Genomic DNA, 25142 nt, shown 5'->3' on the forward strand with positions numbered 1-25142 from the left:
TGAACTCTAACTGAATTTTCCGATTGTTTTTGATCGCAATGTTTCCCGTACCAGTGCCCTATCAAGTGGTGAGCTCAACCAAGCCCCCTCCCATGCGTTCAAAATGCATATTGCAACCTTGCACGCACTTCATCTCCACTAGTGCCATTGGCTTCTTCGCCATCCATGTAGCTCATTCCAAGTCGAACATTCTTGTTGGCGTAATAGTTAACGCCCAGTGTTGTCTGCTCGCCGTCGGTCGTGGCCAGCCCCACATCACTGTATTTTCCGTCACCATCCTCAAAGCGGGCAACAACTTCCCAGGCCCCTTTGGGTGATGCCGGTTTTACCCGCTTGAATGCTCCAGCTTTGTAAGGACGGCTTTCGCCGGTGATGATCCAGCCAAGCTGTACGTAATAGCCATCAACATCCACCTGGCCTTCCTCGGAATCGAAATATTCGGCCTGGGCATGGAAGGGCCCGGAAGCGCCGGCGAGCTCCAGATTAAACGTATCGACCTCATCGGCCTGAGTGTCGGCATCACGCGTGGTATAACCCGCACCAAGATGAACAACCATATTGTTCGTTTGAATCGGTGCAACCGTGCCCCGTGCGGTTACTGCCGTGTTATTGAAGTCGTCGCTGCCATTGCCGTCTGCCTCGAAATAGCCGATACCGTAGGTCCAGTTGCTGCCCTTGCCGCTGAGCTGGATGCCACCGCTGCGACCGGGGGCATAACGCTCGGTCATGGCAGATCGCTCAAGCGCTGAGATGTCTTTTGAGCTCGTTAATTCTTCCAGGCCGAATGGCTCTTTCTGTTTACCGATAGTCACGGTTGCAGCTGAGCCAAATCCCATGTAACGAATGTACAGGTCTTCAGCAGTACCGCCGTCGGCGCCATCACTTTCAGCGACGTTGAACTGGGTCTTGTACGCCCAGTCGCCAAAGTGGCCCTTGGCGTAGAGGCGTGCCCGGCGCACATCGAAATCGGTAGTGTCAACACCGTTGTCGTCAGACTGCGTGGCGTCGTAATCCCACTGAATGCGCCCGCCGAGCTGAAAAGACGCAGAGTTATCCGACACTTTCACTTTGATACCGCTGTCGGTATCGATCACAAGGTCTTCGCCGCTGGTCGTAACGTTTCCGGCCTGTGCAGCAGAAGCGGCAGAAATCGCCAAAGCCAAGCCCAAATATTTCTTGCTCATGATCTGTCTCACCTTTTTCGGTTTGCTTGTGTGTGTTGAAGCGCTATTAAAGTCTATTTGGCAAAGATTACAGAATGGTTACAGAGAATGCATCAAAACAGGGCGCTGGTCCGGGCCGGTGACAGGTTCTGGGGCGCTAGGTGTTGGGTCGTTTTTCGGGGGCAAGCTCAGAATGTGCCGATTTGTCTCTATAATAATGATAAAAAAGAATAAATAAGATGTGGCAAGACTTTTGCTAAATCATATTTGGAGCAATGAAACCCAACCGAAGGCATCCATTATGAAGAAGCAGTTTTTCACCAAATCCGGATTTATCAGTATCACTTTGCTTGCAGCACTTCAGGCTGCGCCCGCCATTGTTAGCGCTGACGTCAGCTCAAATGTGAGCGCCAGCAGCAACTATCTGTTCCGGGGCGTCACCCAGACAGACGGGGCTGCGGCTGTCCAGGGAGGGTTGGATTATGAGCATGCGTCGGGCTTCTACGCCGGTGGTTGGGGTTCCAATGTCGATTTTGGTGACGGCACCAGCTATGAGCTTGACCTTTATGCCGGATTCTCCGGCTCTGTGGAAGAACTGGGTTATGACGTTGGGTACATTTATTATGCGTATCCTGACGCGCCGGACTCCATCGACTTCGGCGAACTGTACGGCGAGATCAGTTATGGCATTGCGGCCATCGGCCTGGCCTACACGATCAACAGCGACACCAGTGGTGATGGGGTGTTCGTGCAGGGGGATGCCTATTACTACGCCTCTGTTGGGGTGCCTCTGGAGGACAGCTACAGTGCCGGTGTGACGCTTGGCTATTACGACTTCGCTGATGACGGCAAGGCTTCTGTCGGCGAGGCAAGTTATTCACACGTCGCCGCCAACGTTACAAAGGATGCGGGAAACTTCGGTTCTTTCAGTGTTAACGTGGAGTACGCGGACATTGAGTCAACCGACGAGCTTGGCTCTGTCAACTCGGATGACCCGAAGTTCTGGCTGGGTTGGAGCAAGAGTTTCTGATCGGACCAGCGATCACACCCAATTCACATTTTAACTAAGAAACCGGCCCGTCGTTTGGGCCGGTTTTTTGTTTATATTGCACAGACCCACCCATCGTGCGCCTGCCTTGACGCCGGGTGACTCGACATCCTCGCCCTTACCTCTGCCCCCTGCCGCCAAAACTCACTTCTTGTCCGATGTCTGAATTTCAAACTGTATTAAAGATGTGTCTGTAGGGTTGCTCCGGAATCCCACGCAAAAATGCTGACTCACTGACCTCAGTCAAACAGCCAGGATGATACTGAATGAACAAACGATTGTTGTTGTGCGCGATGATAGTTCCGGGAGCCTTGGCCGTCTCTCCTATGGTGTCGGCCCAGGCAAAAGAGAGAGTGTCGCTGAAAGAATATCAGCAGGCCAAAGCCAGCCAGGCTGTTTCCCTGAACGAGGCCATGGTGATGGCTTTTGAGAATAGCCCGGAATCAAAAAGCCTCGGCGGAACAAAAGCTCGAGCAATCAAAAATTGACCTTACCGAAGTGCTCGGGGTGTCCCCCTCCGATGCCGTTGGGGTGACCGGCGAGCTTGATGTGACGCTCGAAGACCTGCCTCCGACCAGCCAGCTCGTCGAGATGGCACAGAGCCAGAGAGCGGACCTGAAAGCGGCGGCCGCCAGAATTGCAGCGGATGAATCTGGCCTTGAAGTTGCGAAAAGCCTGACGATTCCAAATCTGAAAGTCTTCGGATTTTATGATCGTGAGGAAGGCTCCAACCTTTTCGGTGCAGGGGTGTCGATGCCTTTGACCGTTTTTCATGATTATTCCGGTGAGCAGAGACAAGCTGCTGCGCGGCTGAAAACCTCCGAGCTTGAGGCAGAGGCCTTGCGCCTGGCTACAGAGCGTCAGGTTGTGTCGGCTGTGACCCGGTATGAATCCACCGCCGTTCGGCTGCGCCAGATGAACGAGTCGATCCTGGAGCGTTCCGAGGAAACGTTGCAGCTGATGCAGAAAGCACTACGGGCGGGCAAGGTCGGTGCCTCGGATGTTCTGGCGGCACAGGACAATCTCCTGTCGGTAAGGCAGGAATACGTTCAGGTGCAGAATGATTATATCGATGCCGTCCGGGCGCTGGAGATAAGCACGGGAGGTGCTCTGTCGATGTCAGCCGGTTCCTGAGGGTATAAAACTCGAAATTGACCGTTCTCTATATATTGAGGGTGAATGAATGATTCGCAATCTGAAGATATTTTTAATTGTTGTCAGCATTCTGAGCTTGCAGCAGGTATACGCTGCCGGAGAAGCCGAGGGTGACCAGCACGGAAATGAAGAAGCCGAGCATGCCGGAGAGGAAAACCAGTCCCGCCAGATCCATCTGACGCCGGAGCAGACAGAGTTACTGTCGATTCAGACTGTGGCGGCTGCCAAGGGGCGCGCTGGCGCAATTGTTACGGCACCTGCCGAGATTCAGTATGTGCCGGACCGCGTGGCCGAGGTTGGTCCGCTGCTGGAGGGAAAACTGACAGGGTTGGCGGTTGATCTGGGGGATCGTGTCAATAAGGGGCAGTTACTGGCAACCCTGAACAGTGTGGAGCTGGCCCGGATTCGCTCCCGGTTAATCTCGCTGGAGGCCCGCAAAGAAGCGGCCGAGTCTGACTACAATCGTGAAAGGGAGTTGCAGGGACAGGGTATTTCCAGTGAAGAAGAGTTCCTGGATGCCAAGGCTGCCTTTCTTGAAACAAAAGCGGAGTACGATTCCGTGCGGGAACAACTGGCGGTTTACGGCAGCGAGTCGTCAGGTGACAGTGGGGGGCTGGCGCAATACGCGCTCCGCTCACCCATTGAGGGGCGTGTCGAGCAGATGCATGTTCGTCTGGGGCAAACGCTGAGTCCGTCGGATACGCCTTTCATCGTGGCGGATGCCTCGGTGTTGTGGGCCATTCTTCAGGTGTCCGAATCCGATATTGACCAGATTTCAACGGGAGACGAGGTTCAGATTTCCTCCAGGGATTCAAGTTCTGACCGGTTTCACAGTGGGCAGGTATCCTGGGTGTCGAGCATGCTCGATGAAAAGACCCGCACCATCCCGGTTCGCGTTGTGCTGGAGTCTCCCAGAGGCGACCTTCGCCCGAATACCTATGCCACGGCCAGAATCATGACGGAATCGGAGGCCTCACTGCCGCTGGTTCCGGATGATGCGGTTCAAACCATTGGCGATGACTCCGTTGTGTTTGTTCCGGGCGATGAGAAAGGGGCTTACAAGGCGGTTCCCGTCACGCTTGGCAAGGAGGCAAACGACTGGATCGAGATCAAGTCCGGCATTAGCGCAAACACGGAAGTGGTTTCAGTAGGCGCTTTTGATCTGATGTCGGCCATTACCGCCAGTGGCCGCAGCGCCGCTCACGGACACTAAACCCCGGGGGGAGCATGATCAACGCAATTGTGAATTATGCGCTGAACAATCGTCTGATGACGCTTGTTTTTGCTATCGCCGTGATCGTTGCCGGCGTATTTTCATTTCAAAAACTGCCGGTGGATGCGTTTCCGGACGCGACGCCGACCATGGTTCAGGTGTTTACCACCAGTCCTGGTCTGTCGCCGGTTGATATCGAAACGCTGATCTCCTATCCCGTTGAGATCAGCATGTATGGAATTCCCAAGCTGGAAAAAGTGCAGAGCACGTCGATTTTCGGGTTGTCGCGGGTGACCATCTATTTCGAAGATGGCACCGATATCTACTTCGCCAGGCGGCTGGTAAACGAACGGCTTTCCGAGGCCAAGCGCCAGATTCCCGAAGGGATGGGGCAGCCGGAACTCGGGCCCATAGCGAGCGGTCTTGGGCGCATCCTGATGTATTCCCTGGAAGCTGAGGATAAGGATCAATACAGCCTGCAGGAAATCCGCACGATCCAGGACTGGATTGTCAAGCCCCAGCTCAGAACCGTTCCGGGTGTAACCGGTGTGCTGTCCATCGGCGGCGAGGTAAAACAGTATCAGGTCAATATCGATGCGCAGAAGCTTCAGGCAAGGAACCTGACAGTGTCTGACGTTCGCGGCGCCCTCACCCAGAATAATCGGAACGTCGGCGCCTCTTTCATTACGCGAGGAGGTGAAGAGTATATAGTTCGCGGCTACGGTTGGGTTAATTCAGGTACCGAGGGCATCGAGGACATCCAGAACATCATTGTGTCCAAGAGTGAGGGAGAGTCTCCTATCTATGTCAGGGATGTGGCAGAGGTTAGCCTTGGACCGGCAATTCGCCGCGGCGCGGAGGTGTCCTCGGGCGAGGAGTCCGTGGGCGGCTACGTGATGAAGCTGATCGGAACCAACACCAGTCAGGTACTCGAGGACGTCAACGCAAAAATCGATGATCTGAACAAGTCACTTCCCGAAGGGCTGAAAATAGAGGCTTATTACTCCCAGGCGGAGTTGGTGGGCAAGGCCATAGGCACTGTCGAGAAAGCATTACTTGAGGGCTCGGTTCTGGTGCTGGTGTTCCTCTATCTGTTCCTCGGAAATATACGTTCCACACTGATCGTGGTGGCGACCTTGCCGTTGTCTGTGCTTTTCGCATTCATTGCGATGCGGATTTCGGGCCTGTCCGCCAATCTGATGAGTCTGGGGGGGCTGGCTATCGGCATCGGTATGATGGTGGACGGCGCCGTTGTGATGATAGAGAACATCTTCCGACATCTGGAAGAACGATCAGAGGAAAAGGTCAGTGTTCTGAGGCTTGTAGGTGAATCTGCCCGGGAAGTGGCTCGTCCGATTGTGTTTGCCATTGGCATCATTATTATCGTTTTTCTGCCGCTGTTTACGCTGCAGGGCGTTGAGGGCAAGCTGTTTTCGCCCATGGCCTACACCATCAGTTTTGCGTTGATCGGTGCGCTGTTACTCGCGTTGACGTTGGTGCCGGTTCTGGCCTCGCTGTCATTCAAGATGGGTGGACAACACAAAGAGCCGAAGCTGGTTCTGTTCCTGAACCGGCTATACAAGCCGGTGGTGAATACTGTCGTCAAAGCCCCTAAAATTGTAATGGGCGTGGCCGTCATTGCCTTTGCCGGCAGTCTCCTGCTGTTTCCCTATCTCGGGAGCGAGTTCGTGCCCACGCTCAGGGAAGGCACGTTCCAGATTCGCTCGACACTGCCTCCTGGAGCCAGTCTTGAATCCGCCATCAAGTATGGCAAACGGATTCAGTCCGTTGTCGATGAATTTCCAGAGGTCACCGGCACCTATGCCAGGATCGGTCGTGCCGAGGTGGGCGGTGATCCTGAACCCGTGAACGTTGTCGCGACGCTCGTCAATCTGAAGCCTCTGGATCAGTGGCGAGAAGATGTGAGCTATGAGGACCTTCAGAGCCGGATTGCGGAGTCTTTGGATGAGCGGGTTCCCGGGCTTGCCAACAATCTGTCACAACCGATTCAGCTCAGAACCGACGAACTCCTCTCAGGCGTTCAGGCGCAACTGGTTGCCAGCATTTTCGGCGACGACCTCGACGAGTTGGGCCGGATCGGCAAGGAAGTGGCGGCCCTGGCGAATGATGTGCCGGGGGCAACGGATGTGCGCGCTCAGCAGAGCGCAGGTAAAAAACAGATCGTTATTCGCCCCGACCGTGAAGTGCTGGCGCAGTTTGGCATCAGCATTGATAACCTGATGAGTACGGTCGAAACCGGGATTGGCGGTAAAGGCGCGGGGCTGGTCTTCGACGGTGTCCGGCGATTTGAGATCTTCGCCCGGCTGCAAGAGTCCTATCGCGGGTCCATCGATGAAATCAGAAAGCTTCCCCTCCGGGGTAATAGTGGCGAGCTCATCCCGCTTTCACGGGTGGCCGATGTTGAAATGTACGCTGGCCCCAAGAAAATTTCGCGCTCCAATGCCAGTCGGCGACAGTACGTGCAGATGAACGTACGTGGTCGCGATATGGGCGGTGTTGTTCAGGATTTGCGCAAGCGGATCGAGGAGCAAGTGGACATGCCGCCGGGGTATTTCGTGGAGTTCGGCGGTCAGTTTGAGAACCAGGAAAGGGCCATGGCTCGGCTTGCGATCGTTGTGCCCATTACCCTGGCGCTTATTTTCCTGCTTCTTTTCTCGGCATTCAGTAGTCTGCGCTATGCGGTGCTGATCTTCATGAATGTGCCCTTTGCGATTACCGGTGGCATTGTCGCGCTGTTTGTGACGGGGCTTTACCTCTCTGTGCCCGCTGCCGTGGGATTCATCGCGGTGTTTGGTGTGGCCGTACTTAACGGCGTGGTGATGGTGAGTTACATCAACCAGTTGCGGGACGAAGGCTACGAAGTCATTGAAGCAGTCAAGCTGGGTGCTCAACGCCGTTTGCGGCCGGTTCTGATGACCGCCTCTGTGGCTATTCTGGGGCTGATTCCCCTGCTGCTGGCCGATGGCATTGGCTCTAATGTCCAACGGCCACTGGCAACGGTTGTGGTTGGCGGTCTGATCACTTCAACGCTGCTGACGCTGGTGGTGTTGCCCAGTGTGTACCAGTGGTTTGCATCTGAACGTCGTGACGTTTCAGTCTGATAGTCAGGAGACGGTTTATGTATGAAATAAAAGCGTATGTCAGAGAAGTGATGGCAGGGCATGTGGTTGATGCTCTGGCCAGAGTCAAGGGCGTGACAAGCATTGCTGTCGTGTCTCTCAGCGAATTTGGTCATCTGGTCGGCGATGAGTCGCCTCTGGAGAAAGTGAAGATGGTCAAGCTGGAAATAGACGTAGCGACCGATGATGTCGCTGGTGAAGTTGTGGAACTCATTGTCAGAACGGGCAGAACCCAGAATGGGCACCCGGGTGACGGCAAGGTACTTGTATCCCGCCTGGTTCGGGCTGTTCGTATCGACGATGGTGCGACCGACGAGAGCGCACTTCAACCGGCATCAAACCAGCGCTTTTCCTAGATTGGATGGCGGCATCGTGGCCATGAGTCGCGATGCCGCTTCTCCCCGCCCTTATTGAGGAGCACTTTCAAGTTCCCTGAGCTAATGCCTTCCAAATTCAAGTTCATTTCAACCTTTTCACTTACTATCTCCACCTCTACCTACCTTGTCATGGGCGTCTCGCCCCCATGAATTGTGGCTAACAACCCCTTCGGGAGAAAGTCGATGAAGGCAAGCAAGCACTCGCCCAGGGCGATGCTGTGTTCACTACTACTGTTCATTCCTCTGTTCGGTCAAGCGGAGACTGTGAATTGGACAAATTGGCTCACTGGCCAGATAAGCAAGCATCCAGATGTCATGGCGGCGACAGAGCAGGCGGCAGCCCGGGATGCGGATGCAGAGGCAAGCGAACAACCGCTGTATAACCCGGAGCTGTCTGTTGGAGCAGACAGAACGGGCAGTGAAAACAACTTTGAGGCAGGGCTATCACAAACGATCGATTGGTCTGATCAACAGGGTGCGCTAAAGGACAAGGCAAAGCTGATCAGGCTTTCCGCTGAAGCTGATTTGAACGAGGCGGTTTTGGCACAAACGTCCGAGTCGCTGTTTGCGCTTGTCGAGTGGCGCGCGGCGACGCGTGCCGAAGAAATTGCGGAATCCCAGCAACACCGTCTGGATGCCTTGCTGGAGCAGGTTGAGCAACGCCAGCAGGCGGGCGACCTGGGTCGTACCGATGCAGAGCTGCTTTTTTTAAGCCTTTCTCAGCAGCTCAGTGAACTCGCCCAGGCAAAGGCTGCGGTTGATCAGGCGCAAGCCCGGGTCAGAGAGCTTCTGCCGGATTGGCGGCCTCAGGATGGGGGGATCCCCGGGCACATTTGGCCGGCTCTTGCTTCCAGGGTCGATAACGACAATTTGCTGGCTCATCCGTCAATTGTTGCCGCCCGCGCGAGGTGGCAGGTGCTGCGGAGCGAAGCCGAGGTGGTCAGTCGCAGAGCGGCGGCATCTCCCACGGTCGGGCTGAGCGGAGGGCGTGATGGCGGTGAGAACCTGGTTGGCCTGACGTTCTCGATCCCTCTGAATGTCCGTAATAACTACCGTGCCGAAATCCAGGCTGCCAACCGACGATCATTAGAGGCCGAGGCTCGGTTTCAGGCACTTTATCGGAAGCAGCAGTATGGTCTGGCGGGCGCCCGAGCTGCCTGGAAGCAATACGACACCCAACTCAGCCGATGGACAGAACTCTCCCAGGGGCGTGTACAGCGAAGTGCCGATTTGCTTGAGAAGCAGTGGCAGGTCGGCGACCTCTCCACCTCTGAGTATCTCCAGGCGCTGGGCCAGCGCGCGGAGAGCCTGAAAACCGGTATTGAACTGGAAAAGCAGGCGCAGTTGGGCCTGATTGAGCTCTTGAGCCAGTCTGGCGAACTGATCACCCTCTTCCAATACTAGTCTGGAAACTGGATATTCATTATGAAAAAAACTCTGATTTCTGTATTCGCATTGACGTTGCTTACAGCCCCACTTTCTTTTGTACAGGCAGAGGAAGATGCTCATCAGGAAGCCGGTCATGATCATGCTGCCAGTGGCGACGATCATCAGGAAGTCACCGGTGAGAAGGGCGAGCATAAGGAAGATCATGGTGAAGAAGGTGAGCATGAAGAGGAAAAAGCAACTACCGCAAGCATCAATGCCAAACAGAAAGAGCTCGCCGGCATTGAAGTAGCAACCCTCGAAAGCAAGCACGTTGACTATGAAATCTACGCTCCCGGTGAGCTGCTGACCAACGGCTATACCAGCTATCACGTGTCCCCCCGGGTTGCCTCAGTGGTGCTGCGGCGTCACGTGGAACTGGGTGAGCACGTAACCAAGGGCCAGCCGCTGGTAACCCTGTTCAGTGAGACGGTGGCACAGGCGCAGGCGGATTACAGGAAAGCTTTTCCTGAATGGAAGCGAATCAGCGGGCTGGGTCGTTCCGTGGTTGGCGATCAGCGGTTCAATACAGCGAAAGCCAACATTGAAGCAGCAAGGGCGACTCTGCTTGCTTACGGGCTGAACGATGATGACATTGGTGCGTTGAAGGCCAGCGGGGTGGATAGTCTCGGTGAATACATGCTCAGGGCTCGCGTGGATGGTGCAGTACTGACCGATGAGTTTGAGCAAGGACAAAGAGTTGAGGCTGGCCAGCCGCTGGTGACTCTTGCTGATGAGAGTGAGCTTTGGGTAGAAGCCCATCTGCCAGCAAGCTCCGACATTGTTCTAGAGAAGGGCGCGGAAGCCGAAGTCAGGGCAGCGGGTCGTGTGGGCGTGGCAACGGTGTCCCAGGAAGCCCACACCATTGATCCTGTGACCCGCACGCGGATTGTCAGGCTGGAGCTGGACAATCCTGAAGATCGTTTTCATCCAGGAATGTTCGCAGATGTGTATTTTCGTTTTAAGACCAGCGAGCCGGTGCTTGCCGTGCCGGAGACTGCATTGATGCGTGGCGCGGACGGCGACTGGACGGTCTATGTGGAAGAGGCCGAAGGCGAGTATGAACCCGTGGAAGTGGAACTGGGCCGCTCAATTGGCGGGCTCCGTGAGGTTTCCGGCCTGGCTGCGGGCCAACGAGTCGTTTTGCGGGGCGCATTTTTTGTGGCCTCTGAGATTGCCAAAGGCGGCTTTGATCCGCACAACCACTGATTCCGGGAGCCATTATGTTCAACCGAGTTGTCGACTGGGCGGTTCAGAACCGCCTGTTGGTTCTTATTGCGCTTGCAGTGCTTATCGCCACGGCCGCGTTTCAGATACCAAAACTGAATCTTGATGCTTTCCCCGACGTTACAAACGTCCAGGTCGCTGTTAATACAGAGGCGCCCGGACTTGCGGCTGAGGAAGTCGAGCAGCTGATCACCTATCCCATTGAAGCGGTGATGTATGCGTTGCCGGATGTTGAGGAGGTTCGGTCCATCTCCAAAACCGGGTTGTCTGGTGTCACCGTGGTCTTTAAAGAGGGCACGGATATCTATTTCGCGCGCCAACTGGTTTTCGAGCGGTTGCAGGCCGCGCGGGAGCTGATTCCGGACGGGGTCGGGGTGCCTGAAATGGGGCCGAATACGTCCGGTCTTGGCCAGGTCTACCAGTACTTGCTGATAGCGGACCCGGATTCGGGGTACGACGCAATGGAATTGCGCAGCTTGCACGACTGGCTGGTCAAACTGTTGCTGATACCGGCTGAAGGGGTTACGGAAATCCTGTCGTTTGGCGGAGAGGTCCGCCAGTACCAGGTTAACCTGAACCCGGCGCGAATGCTGTCCTATGACTTATCACAGAACGATGTCATGGAAGCCCTGGAGAACAACAACTCCAATGTTGGGGGCTGGTATATGGGCCGCGGGCAGGAGCAGTTGGTTATTCGCGGTATGGGCTGGCTGGGTAATGGCGAGGAGGGCCTGGAGCAGATCCGACAAGTACCCGTGAAAACCAGTGATGGCATTACGGTGACCGTGAGCGACGTCGCTCAGGTGACGCTGGGCACTGAAATTCGCCAGGGTGCGGTAACCATGACCCGGAAGGATGAAGCCGGTCAGGTTGAACAACTGGGTGAAGTGGTTTCTGGCATTGTACTCAAACGAATGGGGGCCAACACAAAAGCCACCATCGACGGCATCGAGGCCCGCATTGATCGCATAAATCAGGCGCTTCCGAGTGGGGTTCGTTTTGAGCCCTATTACAACCAGGCGGATCTGGTGACCAAGGCCGTAGAGACGGTGACCAATGCGCTTCTGTTGGCTTTTGTGTTTATTGCGATCGTGCTTGCCCTGTTCCTGATGAATCTGCGGGCAACAACGCTGGTGCTGCTTTCAATACCGATTTCCATCGGGATTGCCCTGATGATCATGGCCTGGTTCGGTCTCTCGGCCAACCTGATGTCTCTGGGCGGTATTGCTGTGGCAATCGGCATGCTGGTGGATGGCTCTGTTGTTATGGTTGAGAACATGTTCAAGCATCTGACCCATCCTGATGCTAAGCATGACGCCCATCGGGATGAGTTGGCTGGAGATGACCCCGATCCATTGGACGCGTCACACGATGATCATGGCATTGCCCTTCGTCTCCAGGAAGCCGGCCGGGAAGTGGCACGGCCGATTTTTTTCGCGACGGCGATTATCCTGGTCGTTTTCATGCCTCTGTTCAGCTTTGAAGGTGTGGAAGCCAAGCTGTTCCAGCCAATGGCAATCAGCATCATGCTGGCTATCGTGTCGGCGGTGATCGTCGCTCTGGTGGTTGTACCCGCGCTGGCGTCATACATGTTCCGTAAGGGTATCCGGGAGCGGGAAAGCTTCATTCTAAAACCCCTGGAAAAGCTCTATCGCATGGGGCTTGCCTGGTCACTGAAGCATAGCCGCGTGGTTGTTGGCGCGGCGGCTGTTCTTGTTGTGCTGGCGGCGCTGGTTGTGCCACGACTCGGCACGGAGTTCGTGCCTGAACTGGAAGAGGGAACGATTAACCTCCGGGTGACCCTGGCCCCTTCATCAAGCCTTGATACGGCGCTTGAAGTGGCGCCAAAACTGGAAGCCATGCTGATGGAATTTCCAGAAGTGACCTACGCGCTGTCCCGGGCGGGGCGGGCGGAAATAGGCGGCGATCCGGAGCCTGTGAACAACATCGAGATCTATATCGGCCTTAAGCCAACAGCCGAGTGGACCAGCGCCAGTAACCGCTATGCATTGCAGGCCCTGTTTGAGGAGAAGCTCGAACAGCACCCGGGGCTACTGTTTAACTTTTCTCAGCCTATCGCGACCCGGGTTGATGAACTGTTGTCAGGTGTCCGCGCGCAGTTGGCCATCAAACTCTTTGGCCCGGATCTCAAGGTGCTGGCGGAGAAAGGCCAGCAGATCGAAGCGGCGGTCCGAACAGTTCAGGGAACCCGGGACGTGGCCATGGAGCAGATTGCCGGTGAAGCGCAGTTGGTGGTTCAGCCAGACCGTCAGGCACTTTCCCGGTACGGACTCGCCGTGTCTGATGTGATGAGTGTCGTCCGGGACGGACTGGGTGGTGCCGCCGCGGGCCAGATCATCAACGGAAATGAGCGGTACGATATCTATGTGCGCCTGGCCAAACGTTTCCGGGAAGACCGGGATGCCATTGCTGATCTCAGGTTGCAGGCGCCTTCCGGAGCCTGGGTGAGACTCGGTGATGTGGCCGATGTGTCTATTGAGTCCGGCCCGCCCCAGGTGCGCCGCGACGACGTTCAGCGCCGTGTGGTCATTCAGTCCAATGTGCAGGGTCGTGACATGGGCAGTGTGGTTGCCGATATTCAGGATACCATCGCGTCAGAAGTGAACCTTCCCCCCGGCTATTCGGTGGATATTGGTGGTCAGTTCGAAAACCAGCAGCGAGCTCAGAAACGATTGACCATTGTGGTACCTGTATCTCTGGGGCTGATTGCGCTGTTGCTCTACTTCGCTTTCAGTTCGGTTGGTCAAGCGCTGTTGATTCTGGTCAACGTGCCGCTTGCCGTAATTGGTGGTGTCTTTTCGCTCTGGGTCTCCGGCCAGTATCTTTCAGTGCCCAGTTCCGTTGGATTTATCACACTGTTTGGTGTGGCGGTGCTTAACGGGGTCGTTATGGTCGAAAGCATCAATCAGCGAATACAGGATGGGTTGAACGTGGATACCGCGGTGTTTGAAGGTGCCGTCTCCCGTTTACGTCCTGTCTTGATGACAGCAATAACCTCGGCGCTCGGCTTGATACCGATGCTGTTGTCGACGGGCGTGGGAGCGGAAATCCAGAAGCCACTGGCCAGCGTGATTGTTGGTGGTCTCGTGACTGCAACTTTCCTGACACTCTTTGTTTTGCCGGTTCTGTTCGGTCGCTTTTCAAGAGCCAAGGTGAGTGATATCCAACGGTAAAAAATGGGAGAAGCCGCGCTGCGTCATCGACGGTTGCCTTTCTGGAGGTTTTCTAATCCGGAAGTGGCAGTAGAATGACAATGCTGGCTCCTCCGTTTTTTGAGGTACCCATGTTCATCTGTCCGAGGTTGTCTTCGACAATCTCGGACACGATGGACAATCCGAGCCCAAAACCGGCGACCGTTTCATCCAGCCTGGTACCCCTGTTCATGACAGTGGCTGCTGCCTCGGGAGAAATTCCGGGGCCATCGTCCGCTACTTCTATGGAGAGTCCTGATGACGTGCGGGCGATTGTAACGTCGACGGTTGTCTGGCACCACTTCCCGCCATTTTCGAGTAAATTGCCAAGTAGCTCTGAAAGATCCTGTCGCTCCATTGGCCAGCTGAAGTTTTCAGGTAAGTTGGTGTGGAGGCGAAAAACCGTGTCAGGGAAGATTTTTTCCATAACGGTGATGACACTTGCCGTGATTTCAACCGGCATGCACGTCCGTCCCATCTGTCTGCCTGATATGTCTGCTTTGCTCATCCGGTATTTCAGGGATTTGTCAAGCTCCCGCAAGTTAGAGGCCATAAACACAACATCCTCCCGGGACGGAGGCAAGGTATCGATATCCGACAAAATGGCAAGATTGGCAGAAATAGAGGTTTTGACCAGGTGAGAGAGATCGGAATTCAGGCGGCGGTGGCGGTCCAGCCGCCGGTTTGACAGCTCGAGCAAATCATTGAGCTGCCGGATCAGCGGACGAAACTCTTCCGGCACGTGAGGGTTCAGGCGACTTTGTTTCCCGGATTGGAGCCGTCTCAGGTCCTCTTTTATCCTACTGATGGGCTTTAACGTCAGATGTGTGGTGGTTCCAATCAGTGCCAGCAGTATCGCCAGAAGAACGGCCGAGGCACCGAGCAATGTCAGGTGGGCCTTCAGCGGTCGTTCAGAGAGCGCCCCCTCGGTTTCAAGAACGGTGATTGAGGCCAGCTTTCCAGTAGCAGTGAACGTACGTCTAAGCCCAAAAAGCGTGTTCGCGCCCTGCGCTATGTGAATAAAACCCTCGGGCTTATCCACAACGCCCTGCATTTGGCTCAGGTCAAAGTTGTTGCTCGTCAGGACGCTCCCGCCTGCCGTTTCGATGATGATGGCATGCCCCAGAAGCATTTCAAACTGATGGATCATGTTCCTGAGGTCGTCAGTTGTCGGGGACTCGGCTTCAATGATTGCCTGAAAGTTTTCCAGCTCTTTACTCAGGTGTTGTTTCCTGGACTCGTCCGATAGTTGTTTTATCACGTAGGCATGTGAAAAGAATATCAGGGTGAAATAGACGAGGCTGAAAACAGCCCCATACTGAATGGCTGTTCTTCGGATACTCTTTGGAGCTGGCATATGTTGACCTGGTTCGTTCGGGCGTTCAGCCAGTAGGATCTTTTTCGAAGAGGTAGCCCTGGCCACGCAAAGTCTTGATTTTATTGCCCCCTATTATTTTTCTGAGCCTGGCTATATAGACCTGAACAACATTCCTGGTGGGACATCTTTCAATGTTGTAGAGGGTTTCAACCAGTTCATCCTGTGAAAATACCCTGTCTGGTGAACGCAGGAAACACTGCAAAAGGCGGAATTCAGTGGCTGTCAGTCTGAACTCTTTCTGGTCGGGCGTGGTCAGCGTTCGGTAGCTGGCGTTGAGACGAAATCCGTCGACGCTGATTTGATCTGTTGTTCTGCCATCCTTCCTTCGGATAATTGCATTGAGCCGGGCTTTCAGTTCATCAAACTCAAACGGTTTGGGAAGGTAATCGTCGGCACCCGCGTTCAACCCTTCTACTCTCTCAGTCCAGTTGGAGCGTGCGGTCAGAATAAGGATGGCCTCTTTTTTCCCGTTTTTTCTCCATCTTTGCATTAAAGACAGTCCATTTTCATCGGGCAGTCCGATATCGAGAATAACGGCCTGGTAGGAGCTTGTTTCAATCAACGAGTCCGCTTCTTTGCCGGTTTTGGCGATATCGACTGTGTAGTGCGCCTGCGCAAGCCAGTCCGATATTCTTTTGGCAAGTACCGCATTGTCCTCAACAATCAGAATTTTCATTTGTAAGCGCCGTTTTTCGTGGTGGGAAAGTTTCGCCAGTCTGCCATGGATTGTACCAGTAACGGCAACTCCCCAGAAAAACAGCAACCCGTTAAAAATGGGGGGTTACCGGTCGACTTTTCAGTTTGATTTCAGTTACACCGGGTAGCATCAATAATCGAGTCACGAACGCAAGAAGCTATATATACATGGTTTTAGGAGCAACCTATGAGCGATAGACATTTCTATGCAGGTATGTCCAGGCGGCGCCTTATCCAAGGAGCTGCCACAATGGGACTTCTTGCCGGTTTCGACAGCTTGTTGCCGGCCTATGCTAGAGGACAACTGGACAACACGAACGCATTTCACACCGTGCGTAATGGCGCTGACATCTACGACCTGACCGTCGCGAGAACACCTCTCAAGATAGGGGGCACAGTCTCGGAACAGCCCATCACCATCAACGGCACTCTGCCAGCGCCTCTGGTGCGCCTCAAACAGGGGCGCGAGGCAATCTTGCGTGTCACCAATACGCTACCGGAGGCAACATCCATTCACTGGCACGGTCTGATTCTGCCGTACCAGATGGATGGCGTTCCTGGCGTCAGCTTTCCCGGCATCATGCCCGGCGAAACGTTTGAGTACCGTTTCCCGGTCGAACAGCATGGCACCTACTGGTACCACAGCCACTCTGGCCTTCAGGAACAGCTAGGCCACTATGGACCGATCATTATAGATCCGGCTGAGCCCGAGCCAGTCAGCTATGACCGCGAATACATTGTGGTTCTCTCCGACTGGACCTTCGATTCTCCCGCCGATGTCTTCCGCAACCTCAAAGTGTTTGAAGGCTATTACAACTACAACCAGCGCACCGTTGGCGACTTCTTCAAGGATGTCGAAACTATGGGTTGGGATGCTGCGTGGAGCAAAGCCGGCATGTGGGGCAGAATGCGAATGAGCCCCCGGGATATTCTGGATGTAACCGCTTCTGAATATACCTACCTGATGAACGGATCGCCTTCTGCCAGTAACTGGACCGGGCTGTTCCGTCCCGGCGAGAAAATTCGCCTGAGATTCATCAATGCCTCGGCGATGACCTACTTTGATGTCCGTGTCCCGGGCCTCCCGATGACGGTTATTTCCGCTGACGGCCAACCAGTGCAACCCGTTGAAACGGATGAATTCCGCATTGGCGTGGCGGAAACCTACGACGTGATTGTACAGCCAACCGACACGGCTCACACCGTGTTTGCCCAGTCACAGGATCGGTCGGGGTATGTGCGCGGAACGTTAGCCACCCGCAAGGGAATGGAGGCGCCAGTACCGCCCATGTATCCGCGAACCGAGCGCGGTATGGCCGCCATGGGCATGGGCGCGATGAGCATGGGCGCCATGGGCAAGGACGGCGATATGAACATGGACAGCGGCATGGACATGGGTGGCAAGATGGAAATGATGTCAGGCAGCAACGACAAAGCCCATGGCCAAATGATGATGAATGGCGCCGACTCGGGAATGAACAAGATGAGCTCGGACAAAGCAACGATGAATGAGGTCCCGACGGCGGGTCGGCCGATATCCCATGGCCCTGATAATCACGGTCCCGGGGCGGCCATGGTGGCTTCCAGCCCGCAATCGCGTCTGGATGACCCTGGTGTAGGCTTTGAAACAGCCAACCATCGGGTGCTGACTTATTCCCAGTTGCAGAGCATTGAGGGCTGGCCCGACAAGCGCCCGGCCGAACGCGAGGTGGAACTGCACCTTACCGGCAATATGGAACGTTACATGTGGTCGTTCGACGGCAAAAAGTTCTCTGAAGTCGATGGCCCGGTCAAGTTCTACCATGGCGAGCGCCTGCGATTGATCCTCGTCAACGACTCGATGATGGATCACCCCATTCACCTGCATGGCATGTGGATGGAACTGGAAACCGGTGCAGGTGAATATCGTCCACGCAAACACACGATTTCCGTCAAACCCGGCGAGCGTGTATCCGCGCTGATCACAGCGGATGCACCGGGTGACTGGGCTTTCCATTGCCACCTTCTGTACCACATGGACGCAGGCATGTTTCGTGTCGTGTCGGTCGTTTAACGGGATAGGGGATGAACATTATGATGAATCGCATCAAGTGGGTTGTGGGTGCCTCAGCCTTAACGCTTGCCTCGGGAGCCGGCGCCGCCGGTACTGGCGTTCAGGCCGAACCGGACTGGACGCTGCCGATACACGACAACCAGGTGTTTGGCCAGGTTCTGTTTGACCGGATGGAATACCAGCGTGACGGCGACAACGAATTGGCCCTGTGGGACGCCCAGGCCTGGATTGGTAAAGATCGCAATCGGCTCTGGGTCGAAACGGAAGGTGAGACTGATCTATCCAGCGACAGCGGCGACATCGAAAATTTTGATGTGCAGTACAGCTATCGCTTCGATCGCTTCTGGGATATACAGACAGGATTGGGTGCCCAGACAACGTTTGGCCCCAGCCCTAATAAGGAGCGCTATTCGGCCATTGTTGGATTGCAGGGACTTGCCCCCTACTGGTTTGAGGTAGACACAAATCTCCGAGTCACCGACGACGGTGACGTGTCATACGATCTTGAAGCCGAGTACGACTGGCTGCTGACCCAAAGGCTCATTTTGCAGGGCCGCGGCGAAACGCTCGTTGCCTTCAGCGATGTTGAGGAGTGGGGCGTCGGTAGTGGCATCAATAATGTGGGCCTGGGGCTCCGTCTGAGATACCACTTTTCGAGGGAGTTTGCGCCCTACGTGGGTGTTTCTTACACCCGCTTTCTGGGCAACACAGAGGACCTTCGTGAGCGCGAGGGGGAAGACGTCGAGTCCTCCAGCTTCGTGGCGGGCGTCCGGTGGTGGTTTTAGTACGATAATGCCCAGTAGAAAAGGCTGGCCCCTTTGCGTGGGTCAGCTAGTGTCCTCATTTGGAGGATTTCGTCAAAATCATTGCCGACCTTCCGCATGTTCGGCTCAATGACAAACGGCCGGACTAAGGCCCGGCCGTTGTATCAGATCATGAAATTACACGTTGATCAGTAACTGATATTGACCATAGCTACGACCTTATAGGTATCCTCCGGGTCATCTCCGTAGAAGTCTCCCATGAAACCGTAAGAACCGCGGAGGCTGATGTCATACACGCCGGCAAACTTTTTACCAAGCTGAGCAGCGACTTCAGTACCAAGGGTTGAGCCGTTGGCCTGAGCAGCGCTGTCGGGCGCGTCGTCGGCAGCGCGGAAGTATCCTGTGCCGTACTTCAGGTAGTAGTCGTTGGAAAGTTCCTGATCACCCGAGACTATCAGCCCCATCAGACCGTATCCCTGGTAAGCTGCGTCATAAACTGACTTGGCCCCCTGGGAACCATTGTTGTAGTAGTAGTCTGTTCCGAAGATTTGCAGATTGCTGCTATTCAGCTCCCAGCCTGACTTGTTTTTCGCGAAGCGATCTGCACCATTGCTGCTGTCATCAGCCGGAATGTAGATGCCGTGAATCTTGAGGCTTGCGTTGCCCCAATGCCTCTGGGCATACAGATTCAACATGTACGTGTCGCCATCTGTTGCGTCAGAGTCACGCCCGGACGACTTTTTGTAAAGTACCGAGCCGCTATAGGCCATTTTGTTATAGGTAAAATCGGCGTAGGCACCGAAATAGTTGTCATCCGTTCGAGCCGCCGTACCATTCAGAGCATCCGGACTGCTGTTGCTGATCTGAGCTCCGGTAAGGCCGTAGTGGAAAACCTCGCTGGGATGAAGTTCGGCACTCAACATGTAGAAGTCCACGTCGTCCGCAGAATCTTGATCGTTTTCTTCCCACTTGAACCAGCCACCTGTCAGCGTGGCCATACCAACATTGCCCGCAAAGGAGACGCCATTCATGTCGTCGTTGGTAACAAAGCTCTCGTACTTGCCGAAGCCATACCCCTGGACGCCCGCTCGCACCTTCCAGTCGCTGTTCGGCACCTTCAGTTCAGCGTAGGCATTTTTGGTCTCAACGCCAACGCCGTCGGCGCTGAGTTTGCCGCAAGTCTCATCCTCGCAGCTTCCCTTCTCACCCCAGGGAGAATCGAACTCACCGTACCAAACCAGGCTCACATTATCATTGAGGTCGCCGGTGATCTTTGCCCGCAGGCGCTGATCAACAAAAGAACTGCTGTTATCGTTGGTTTCGTCCAAACTTTCTGAGGTCGCCTGCAGGCGGTAATAACCGTTCACCGTGAAGGGGGAATCGCCTTTCTTGAGCTCTTCCACTTCAGCCGTCAGTTGATTTATTTCAACCTTCAGGTCTTCTACGGTCGGTGACGCACGCCCGACCGGCTCCGCGGCCAACGCCGGTGTTGCTACTAAAGCTATCGCCAGCGGAGCGCTTATTGATTTGAAGATTTTGCTCACGTGAAACTCCTTATTTTAATTTTCATATCGACAACGATTTATTGCCTCAATATGGATGTGCCAGTTAAACGGCACTTAATCTTGACGCACAAAGTTTGTAGTGGTCAACTGAAACGAACCTGAATTTTCAGCTAAATTTCATTTTCCCGATTTTCGTACTGACATCCCCACCCGTCAGACTGTCAGACCTGACGACGCATCAAAGAGGCTATTTCGCCCCCAGCGCCCATTCTTGGAGAGGTGCTATGATTGCTCACTATTGAAAGGCATACTGGGCGCCAAGCATGCAATCCGACCATTTGGCGCATGAAATCGAGATGGCCGCAATGAACCGACGAGTTATCTCCTTGCTGCTGCCGTTGTTTTTGGGTGGACCGGTTCTGGCCATTTCCGAAATATCGGGTGGTCAGGAGGGCGCTGCGATGAAGGGTTGCGATTTCAACTTCGGCTGCCTGAAGTTATTAGATTGGCTGGATAGATTATGCATTGTTCACGTCGACCATCACGTAGAGGCTGGTTCCTGTTTTTTTTAATCTGGTCTGTCAGCTTTTTGCTGCATTTTTTTTGGGAAATGATCCAGGTGCCTTTCTTTACAGGGATGATGGAGGCATCCCATGGTGCGGTAGTCTGGCTGTGCACGCGGGCGGCAATCGGTGATGCCAATATTGCACTATTTGCCTATGGCATTGCCGCCGCGGCAACTAAAGATGGCTTTTGGATACAGGGACGGTGGCGCCGCCATGTTTTAGGAGTGTATTTTGCTACCGGTCTGCTTATAACGATAGTCTTTGAAGCATGGGCCACAGGCGCAGGCCAGCGCTGGAGCTACAATGATTCTATGCCCCTGTTACCCTTTATTGGCACAGGTATTGCGCCTCTAGTGCAGTGGATTATCGTTCCAACAGTCTCGCTCTTTGGTCTGCGTTGGCTCTATAGAGGCTGGCTTGATCTCAGACGTCAGGGCGGTGATTACTCTCGGCAATAAATAATGGGCTTCGGCCATCATGCAAACGGCCCTACAAACACTTGCGCAAATACACCCAAAAGGAGTGTGACAGTCAGCGCTATTATCAGTACGGCTTTCAACCAGATATCAGTTCTAGCCACCACGACATTCCCTTGCCTGTGGCCTTTTTGCTGGGCATCGCCTTTGCCGTCGGCTGGACGCCCTGCATCGGCCCGATACTCGGAGCCATACTGGCGCTCAGTTCCACCCACGCCAACGCAGAAACGGGCATGTTGTACCTAGCGGTGTATTCGCTCGGCCTGGCACTCCCGTTTCTCGGAACCGCGCTGTTCATCGAGCATTTTCGCAAGCGAGTGCGCGGATTCAGCCGCTGGAGCAGGCCGCTAAGGGCACTGGCGGGCCTGGTGCTGATCATCATGGGCATAATGGTGCTGACCGGCCAGATGACCTGGTTCGCCACCTGGATGCTGTCGACCTTTCCCGTGTTGGGAAGGCTTGGCTAGTGTCCCAGGTCGGCTGGAAGCCGGTAGAGCCTTGTTGCGCCTTCCCCGGCCTTACTATCTCCACCTCGGCTTCCTACCGAGAAAAAGAACAGCCCGCCGCTCCCATAGGCCGGCTTCGCCGAGCGGGGTATGGATACCCTGGATCTTCCCAGAACCGATGGCGAGCCCGGGTTTGCGTCCAGCCAGTCGATAGCGACGACATCCCTGGGACCTGCGGCCTCCGCAGGGCTCGGGCGCTGCGCAATACCCACCATGGGGCGCGAAACCCTATCCGCCCCTCCGGTGCCGCCGACAAACGGGTTACCCAGAGACAGGGATCTTGTCGGACTGAAAATCAGTTCCGGGTTTACCTCAAACCGGATTTCCGAGCTGACAAGAGGGTCCATATCGTAGCTGAGCTGCAATTCCGGGCCATTGCCGGAATACACAGAGGCTTTACCGTCAAACGCACTTACAAAAGCCAGATCGCCGCTGTCTGTCTTGCCCAGAACCCGGGAGCCCAACACCCTGAAACCCGGCGTCAGGGCGCTGAATGTGTCATTGGCGCTTTCCGCCATCTTCTCTTGCCCCGGCATAACCGTGTAAATCTTTGACCCGAAGCCGTGCTCTGCCGTATAGGACTGCCCCAGAATGGTGTCACTCCGCCCATCCAGGTCGGTATCATGCACGCCCATCATCAATGGCGAAAACCCGACCAACATGGCTCGGTCCCCGTCAAGCCTGACAACAGAACCTGACACCCGGTAATCATCCCATTGGTTGACCAGCAGATAAAGCTCACCGGCACTGCTATACCAGTCCATGTAAATGATTCTCTCGCCACGTGGAATATCAACCACGGCGATTTCGCTTACAGAGCCATCGGAGCGCCCCGAAAAAAACCTGATTGTCTGCTTGCCTTCCAGTGCCACGACATAACGCCCCGGGATTTCATGGACCGCAATCGAACCTGCCCGGCCCGGCAACTCAAGAGCAAGCTCGGCCTCCGCCTCTGCCGCAACACGAAAACTCTCTTCCTTTGAGTATGAAGCTGCGCCGATATCAATCATCCCGACCAGCCAGGTTTGGTCATAGGTGACAACTACCCTGCCCTTGCTTATTAACTCGAACGTCAGAGAGGGCTCTGCCTTGCTTTCCTCATTTTCCCAGACCAGGCGTGGAAACATGGATTTCAGTTCTTCTGCCACGGGCCCGCTTTTTTCGGTTGTACTTTTAATTACGGCCGGCAAAGGGCCAAACCTCTCCACAACGGCATTTACACCAGGCATGGGCCCGGACAGCAGCTTGCCAACGAATTCTTCCGGATTAATCCGTAAAATACCGATTACGGACCGGCGGTCACCGACCAAACTGGCATCGCCGTTCTGAACGGGTTTTGCCGTAACGAAAACATCCCCCACCCCCGCGACACTATTGTGCCGGTCTATGTAAACCAGACCTTCGTCCTTGTCGATCCGGCTGATCGCGGAAACAAAAGGATCGAAGCGCTCAGCTGCGAAACAGAGCTGTCCGGTTATTGTAAAAACAATTAAAACGACAAAACGAAAGATCCGGACGCTGGCACAGCTGATTACATTCGTCATACAGAGGCTCTTCGAAAGGAATAAGGTGCGAAGCGTCGGCTTCGCACCTTCTGGTCAGTTAAAACTTATACCGGACGCGGCCGGCAACATGCACAATGTCCTTATCACTCTGGCCGTTTTGAAGCGCGCCTTCCTCAAGTGCATCCACTGCATCTCCCGCAAGCAGATAAGCCGCTTCCGCCGCAATTTCCAGGGACGGATACGGAAGATAGCTCACCCGTCCACCGAACTCCAAGCCCAGATCTTTTGATGAACTCCCGTCAGCCAGCGTAATGGCTTCCGCCAGCCGGTTGTACACCAGCATTCCACTGAGCTTCAGGTTAGGCCGGACCTTGTGATCGAGCTGGATCTTATTCAGGAAATAGCCCTTATCCAGGATATAAGGCGTCTCGGCGAAATAATCATCGTCCGTGAAATTTTCCTGGAAAATCATGCTGTCCGTCAGATCGACGTCCGTGGAGATGAACGCATCGAAATTGGAATCCTGCTCATTGCTGTCCCCTGATGCATACACCATTGTGTAGGTGACGGTATTGGGACCGAACTGCAGGCCAAGCTCGCCACGGCCCAGAAAGGTGGACAGGTCATAGCTGGTGTTCGGATTCACAGCCCCGTTTATAGGGTTGAAGTTAACACCTTCTATCGTTCCCGTCTGGGCGATGGCGGTACCCTTGAGGAAAAGCCGGCCTGCCGACGTCTCCCTGTTGTAGTCGAAGGTCGCACCCAGGTTTGACACCGAGTATTCCGAGTTATCAGCAATCAGCTTCAGCTCGTAGTTCCTGCTATTGATTTCGCCGACCCCCTCTGCAACCTGATTGTTCATCTGATACAGATAAAAAATTCCGGCGTTCAGGTTGGGCGAAAAGTGCTTATCCAGGTTCAGCGCAAAGTTATCAGCGCCATCCCAGCCCTCGTCTTCCGGGGAGTCGTTGGCGCCCTCGTTGGTGGAGTCACCACGCCCCCACAGAAGCTGATAGTCAATACCAGACTGAAGCTTCCCGGTCAGCACCACAGCGGTTGCGGTCTCATTCCAGACATTGGCGTTGACCGAAACCGGCTGCAACCCGATTTTCAGACGCTGATCAACGGTATCGGGCAAAGCGAAGTCGACGTAAGCCCAGCGAGTCTCGACATTTACACCGTCACCGGAAAAGTCGCCACCTGAACCCTCGCCGAAGCGAATGCCGCCGATTTCGGTTGCGTACACGCCCTTGACCATTCCATCGTCAGAGGCGGCGGTGAACCAGAACCGGTATTTCATTTCACCATAAGTCTCGGTGGGATCGCTGTCTTTCAGCGTACCGCCACCCGAGTTTCCTGTTCTGAACCAATCCCTCTGATTGGTGTAGGCCTGAAACCGGTTGTTCATGTCGCCATGAAAATCAAATTCGGCCGCCATGACAGGGTTTGGAGCATACACTGCGGCTGCTCCGAGAATCGCCAGTTAAAGCGGGCTGCGCTTAAGTTTCAGTTGCTTCATTGTGATCCCTATTATTAGTCGTCTTATTAGTCGTCAGAAGAGCTCAGCAAACGGACCTGATGGTCGGTCATTCCGCCGTGTCGCATACAGCAGGGCAACCAAACTCCTGATTGCAGGCAGGCCGCAACCAATGAAACCTGAAACGAAGCTGAAAATCCAGAGGGCTTACGACTTATGTCTTAGACAGGACTGGCAACATGTCGGAGACAAAGGA

At 54.8% G+C, this 25142-nt stretch carries 20 protein-coding genes; 14 read left to right on the forward strand and 6 right to left on the reverse strand.

Annotated elements, in window-relative coordinates:
* Positions 1-98: 98 nt before the first annotated feature.
* Positions 99-1184: an OprO/OprP family phosphate-selective porin gene (locus QPL95_RS15450; RefSeq protein ID WP_303291882.1), complete on the reverse strand. Its 1086-nt coding sequence runs from the start codon at positions 1182-1184 to the stop codon at positions 99-101.
* A gap of 280 nt (positions 1185-1464) precedes the next feature.
* On the opposite strand from QPL95_RS15450, the gene QPL95_RS15455 reads away from it, so the two are divergent.
* The 9 genes from QPL95_RS15455 (at position 1465) to QPL95_RS15495 (ending at position 13942) form a co-directional block, all read left to right on the forward strand.
* Positions 1465-2193, forward strand: coding sequence for a TorF family putative porin (locus QPL95_RS15455; RefSeq protein WP_303291883.1), 729 nt, complete (start codon positions 1465-1467; stop codon positions 2191-2193).
* A gap of 284 nt (positions 2194-2477) precedes the next feature.
* On the forward strand, positions 2478-2699 hold the full coding sequence (locus QPL95_RS15460; protein WP_303291884.1) for a hypothetical protein: 222 nt from the start codon (positions 2478-2480) through the stop codon (positions 2697-2699).
* Positions 2700-2718: 19 nt separating this feature from the next.
* Positions 2719-3345 carry a TolC family protein gene (locus tag QPL95_RS15465; protein ID WP_303291885.1) on the forward strand — a complete coding sequence of 209 codons (627 nt, stop codon included), beginning with the start codon at positions 2719-2721 and terminating at the stop codon, positions 3343-3345.
* Positions 3346-3394: 49 nt separating this feature from the next.
* Positions 3395-4579, forward strand: coding sequence for an efflux RND transporter periplasmic adaptor subunit (locus tag QPL95_RS15470; protein ID WP_303291886.1), 1185 nt, complete (start codon positions 3395-3397; stop codon positions 4577-4579).
* Between the two features lie 14 nt (positions 4580-4593).
* A complete protein-coding gene (locus QPL95_RS15475; protein ID WP_288944191.1) occupies positions 4594-7701 on the forward strand; it encodes an efflux RND transporter permease subunit in 3108 nt (1035 codons plus the stop codon).
* 17 nt (positions 7702-7718) lie between these two features.
* Entirely contained in the window at positions 7719-8075 is a 357-nt protein-coding gene (locus QPL95_RS15480; protein WP_303291887.1) for a P-II family nitrogen regulator, read from the forward strand.
* A gap of 285 nt (positions 8076-8360) precedes the next feature.
* A complete protein-coding gene (locus QPL95_RS15485; protein WP_303291888.1) occupies positions 8361-9500 on the forward strand; it encodes a TolC family protein in 1140 nt (379 codons plus the stop codon).
* A 21-nt stretch (positions 9501-9521) separates the two neighbouring features.
* A complete protein-coding gene (locus QPL95_RS15490) occupies positions 9522-10730 on the forward strand; it encodes an efflux RND transporter periplasmic adaptor subunit (RefSeq protein WP_199456066.1) in 1209 nt (402 codons plus the stop codon).
* A 14-nt stretch (positions 10731-10744) separates the two neighbouring features.
* On the forward strand, positions 10745-13942 hold the full coding sequence (locus QPL95_RS15495; RefSeq protein ID WP_303291889.1) for an efflux RND transporter permease subunit: 3198 nt from the start codon (positions 10745-10747) through the stop codon (positions 13940-13942).
* Positions 13943-13994: 52 nt separating this feature from the next.
* Here QPL95_RS15495 and QPL95_RS15500 read toward each other — a convergent pair whose 3' ends face one another.
* Positions 13995-15383 (reverse strand): ATP-binding protein, encoded by a 1389-nt coding sequence (locus tag QPL95_RS15500; RefSeq protein WP_227497845.1) that lies wholly within the window; start codon positions 15381-15383, stop codon positions 13995-13997.
* The gene (locus QPL95_RS15505; RefSeq protein WP_303291890.1) at positions 15343-16014 is read right to left on the reverse strand and encodes a response regulator transcription factor; all 672 of its coding nucleotides are present in this window, start codon (positions 16012-16014) and stop codon (positions 15343-15345) included. Before QPL95_RS15505 ends, QPL95_RS15500 begins: the two co-directional genes overlap by 41 nt.
* Before the next feature lie 234 nt (positions 16015-16248).
* On the opposite strand from QPL95_RS15505, the gene QPL95_RS15510 reads away from it, so the two are divergent.
* A complete protein-coding gene (locus QPL95_RS15510; protein WP_303291926.1) occupies positions 16249-18087 on the forward strand; it encodes a copper resistance system multicopper oxidase in 1839 nt (612 codons plus the stop codon).
* An 11-nt stretch (positions 18088-18098) separates the two neighbouring features.
* On the forward strand, positions 18099-18872 hold the full coding sequence (locus tag QPL95_RS15515; protein ID WP_063744308.1) for a copper resistance protein B: 774 nt from the start codon (positions 18099-18101) through the stop codon (positions 18870-18872).
* A gap of 167 nt (positions 18873-19039) precedes the next feature.
* Here QPL95_RS15515 and QPL95_RS15520 read toward each other — a convergent pair whose 3' ends face one another.
* Complete coding sequence (locus QPL95_RS15520; protein WP_303291891.1) at positions 19040-20395, reverse strand: hypothetical protein; 1356 nt, start codon at positions 20393-20395, stop codon at positions 19040-19042.
* Positions 20396-20679: 284 nt separating this feature from the next.
* On the opposite strand from QPL95_RS15520, the gene QPL95_RS15525 reads away from it, so the two are divergent.
* The 3 genes from QPL95_RS15525 to QPL95_RS15535 all read left to right on the forward strand — a co-directional run bounded on the left by QPL95_RS15525 (position 20680) and on the right by QPL95_RS15535 (position 21865).
* The gene (locus QPL95_RS15525; protein ID WP_194841919.1) at positions 20680-20928 is read left to right on the forward strand and encodes a hypothetical protein; all 249 of its coding nucleotides are present in this window, start codon (positions 20680-20682) and stop codon (positions 20926-20928) included.
* Positions 20877-21380 (forward strand): hypothetical protein, encoded by a 504-nt coding sequence (locus QPL95_RS15530; RefSeq protein ID WP_303291892.1) that lies wholly within the window; start codon positions 20877-20879, stop codon positions 21378-21380. Before QPL95_RS15525 ends, QPL95_RS15530 begins: the two co-directional genes overlap by 52 nt.
* A 107-nt stretch (positions 21381-21487) precedes the next feature.
* A complete protein-coding gene (locus QPL95_RS15535) occupies positions 21488-21865 on the forward strand; it encodes a cytochrome c biogenesis protein CcdA (RefSeq protein ID WP_319795863.1) in 378 nt (125 codons plus the stop codon).
* Here QPL95_RS15535 and QPL95_RS15540 read toward each other — a convergent pair.
* Positions 21862-23448 carry a hypothetical protein gene (locus QPL95_RS15540; protein WP_303291893.1) on the reverse strand — a complete coding sequence of 529 codons (1587 nt, stop codon included), beginning with the start codon at positions 23446-23448 and terminating at the stop codon, positions 21862-21864. The two genes, QPL95_RS15535 and QPL95_RS15540, sit on opposite strands and share 4 nt — an antisense overlap.
* Before the next feature lie 58 nt (positions 23449-23506).
* A complete protein-coding gene (locus tag QPL95_RS15545) occupies positions 23507-24868 on the reverse strand; it encodes a hypothetical protein (RefSeq protein WP_303291894.1) in 1362 nt (453 codons plus the stop codon).
* Positions 24869-25142 lie beyond the last annotated feature (274 nt).

Source organism: Marinobacter sp. SS5-14b, from assembly GCF_030541005.1.
Taxonomy (GTDB): domain Bacteria; phylum Pseudomonadota; class Gammaproteobacteria; order Pseudomonadales; family Oleiphilaceae; genus Marinobacter.

Bases quoted from the DNA above. Each gene is read 5' to 3' on its own strand.
- QPL95_RS15450 (WP_303291882.1), bottom strand. From the start codon at position 1,184: ATGAGCAAGAAATATTTGGGCTTGGCTTTGGCGATTTCTGCCGCTTCT.
- QPL95_RS15455 (WP_303291883.1), top strand. From the start codon at position 1,465: ATGAAGAAGCAGTTTTTCACCAAATCCGGATTTATCAGTATCACTTTG.
- QPL95_RS15460 (WP_303291884.1), top strand. From the start codon at position 2,478: ATGAACAAACGATTGTTGTTGTGCGCGATGATAGTTCCGGGAGCCTTG.
- QPL95_RS15470 (WP_303291886.1), top strand. From the start codon at position 3,395: ATGATTCGCAATCTGAAGATATTTTTAATTGTTGTCAGCATTCTGAGC.
- QPL95_RS15475 (WP_288944191.1), top strand. From the start codon at position 4,594: ATGATCAACGCAATTGTGAATTATGCGCTGAACAATCGTCTGATGACG.
- QPL95_RS15480 (WP_303291887.1), top strand. From the start codon at position 7,719: ATGTATGAAATAAAAGCGTATGTCAGAGAAGTGATGGCAGGGCATGTG.
- QPL95_RS15490 (WP_199456066.1), top strand. From the start codon at position 9,522: ATGAAAAAAACTCTGATTTCTGTATTCGCATTGACGTTGCTTACAGCC.
- QPL95_RS15495 (WP_303291889.1), top strand. From the start codon at position 10,745: ATGTTCAACCGAGTTGTCGACTGGGCGGTTCAGAACCGCCTGTTGGTT.
- QPL95_RS15505 (WP_303291890.1), bottom strand. From the start codon at position 16,014: ATGAAAATTCTGATTGTTGAGGACAATGCGGTACTTGCCAAAAGAATA.
- QPL95_RS15510 (WP_303291926.1), top strand. From the start codon at position 16,249: ATGTCCAGGCGGCGCCTTATCCAAGGAGCTGCCACAATGGGACTTCTT.
- QPL95_RS15515 (WP_063744308.1), top strand. From the start codon at position 18,099: ATGAACATTATGATGAATCGCATCAAGTGGGTTGTGGGTGCCTCAGCC.
- QPL95_RS15525 (WP_194841919.1), top strand. From the start codon at position 20,680: ATGCAATCCGACCATTTGGCGCATGAAATCGAGATGGCCGCAATGAAC.
- QPL95_RS15530 (WP_303291892.1), top strand. From the start codon at position 20,877: ATGCATTGTTCACGTCGACCATCACGTAGAGGCTGGTTCCTGTTTTTT.
- QPL95_RS15540 (WP_303291893.1), bottom strand. From the start codon at position 23,448: ATGACGAATGTAATCAGCTGTGCCAGCGTCCGGATCTTTCGTTTTGTC.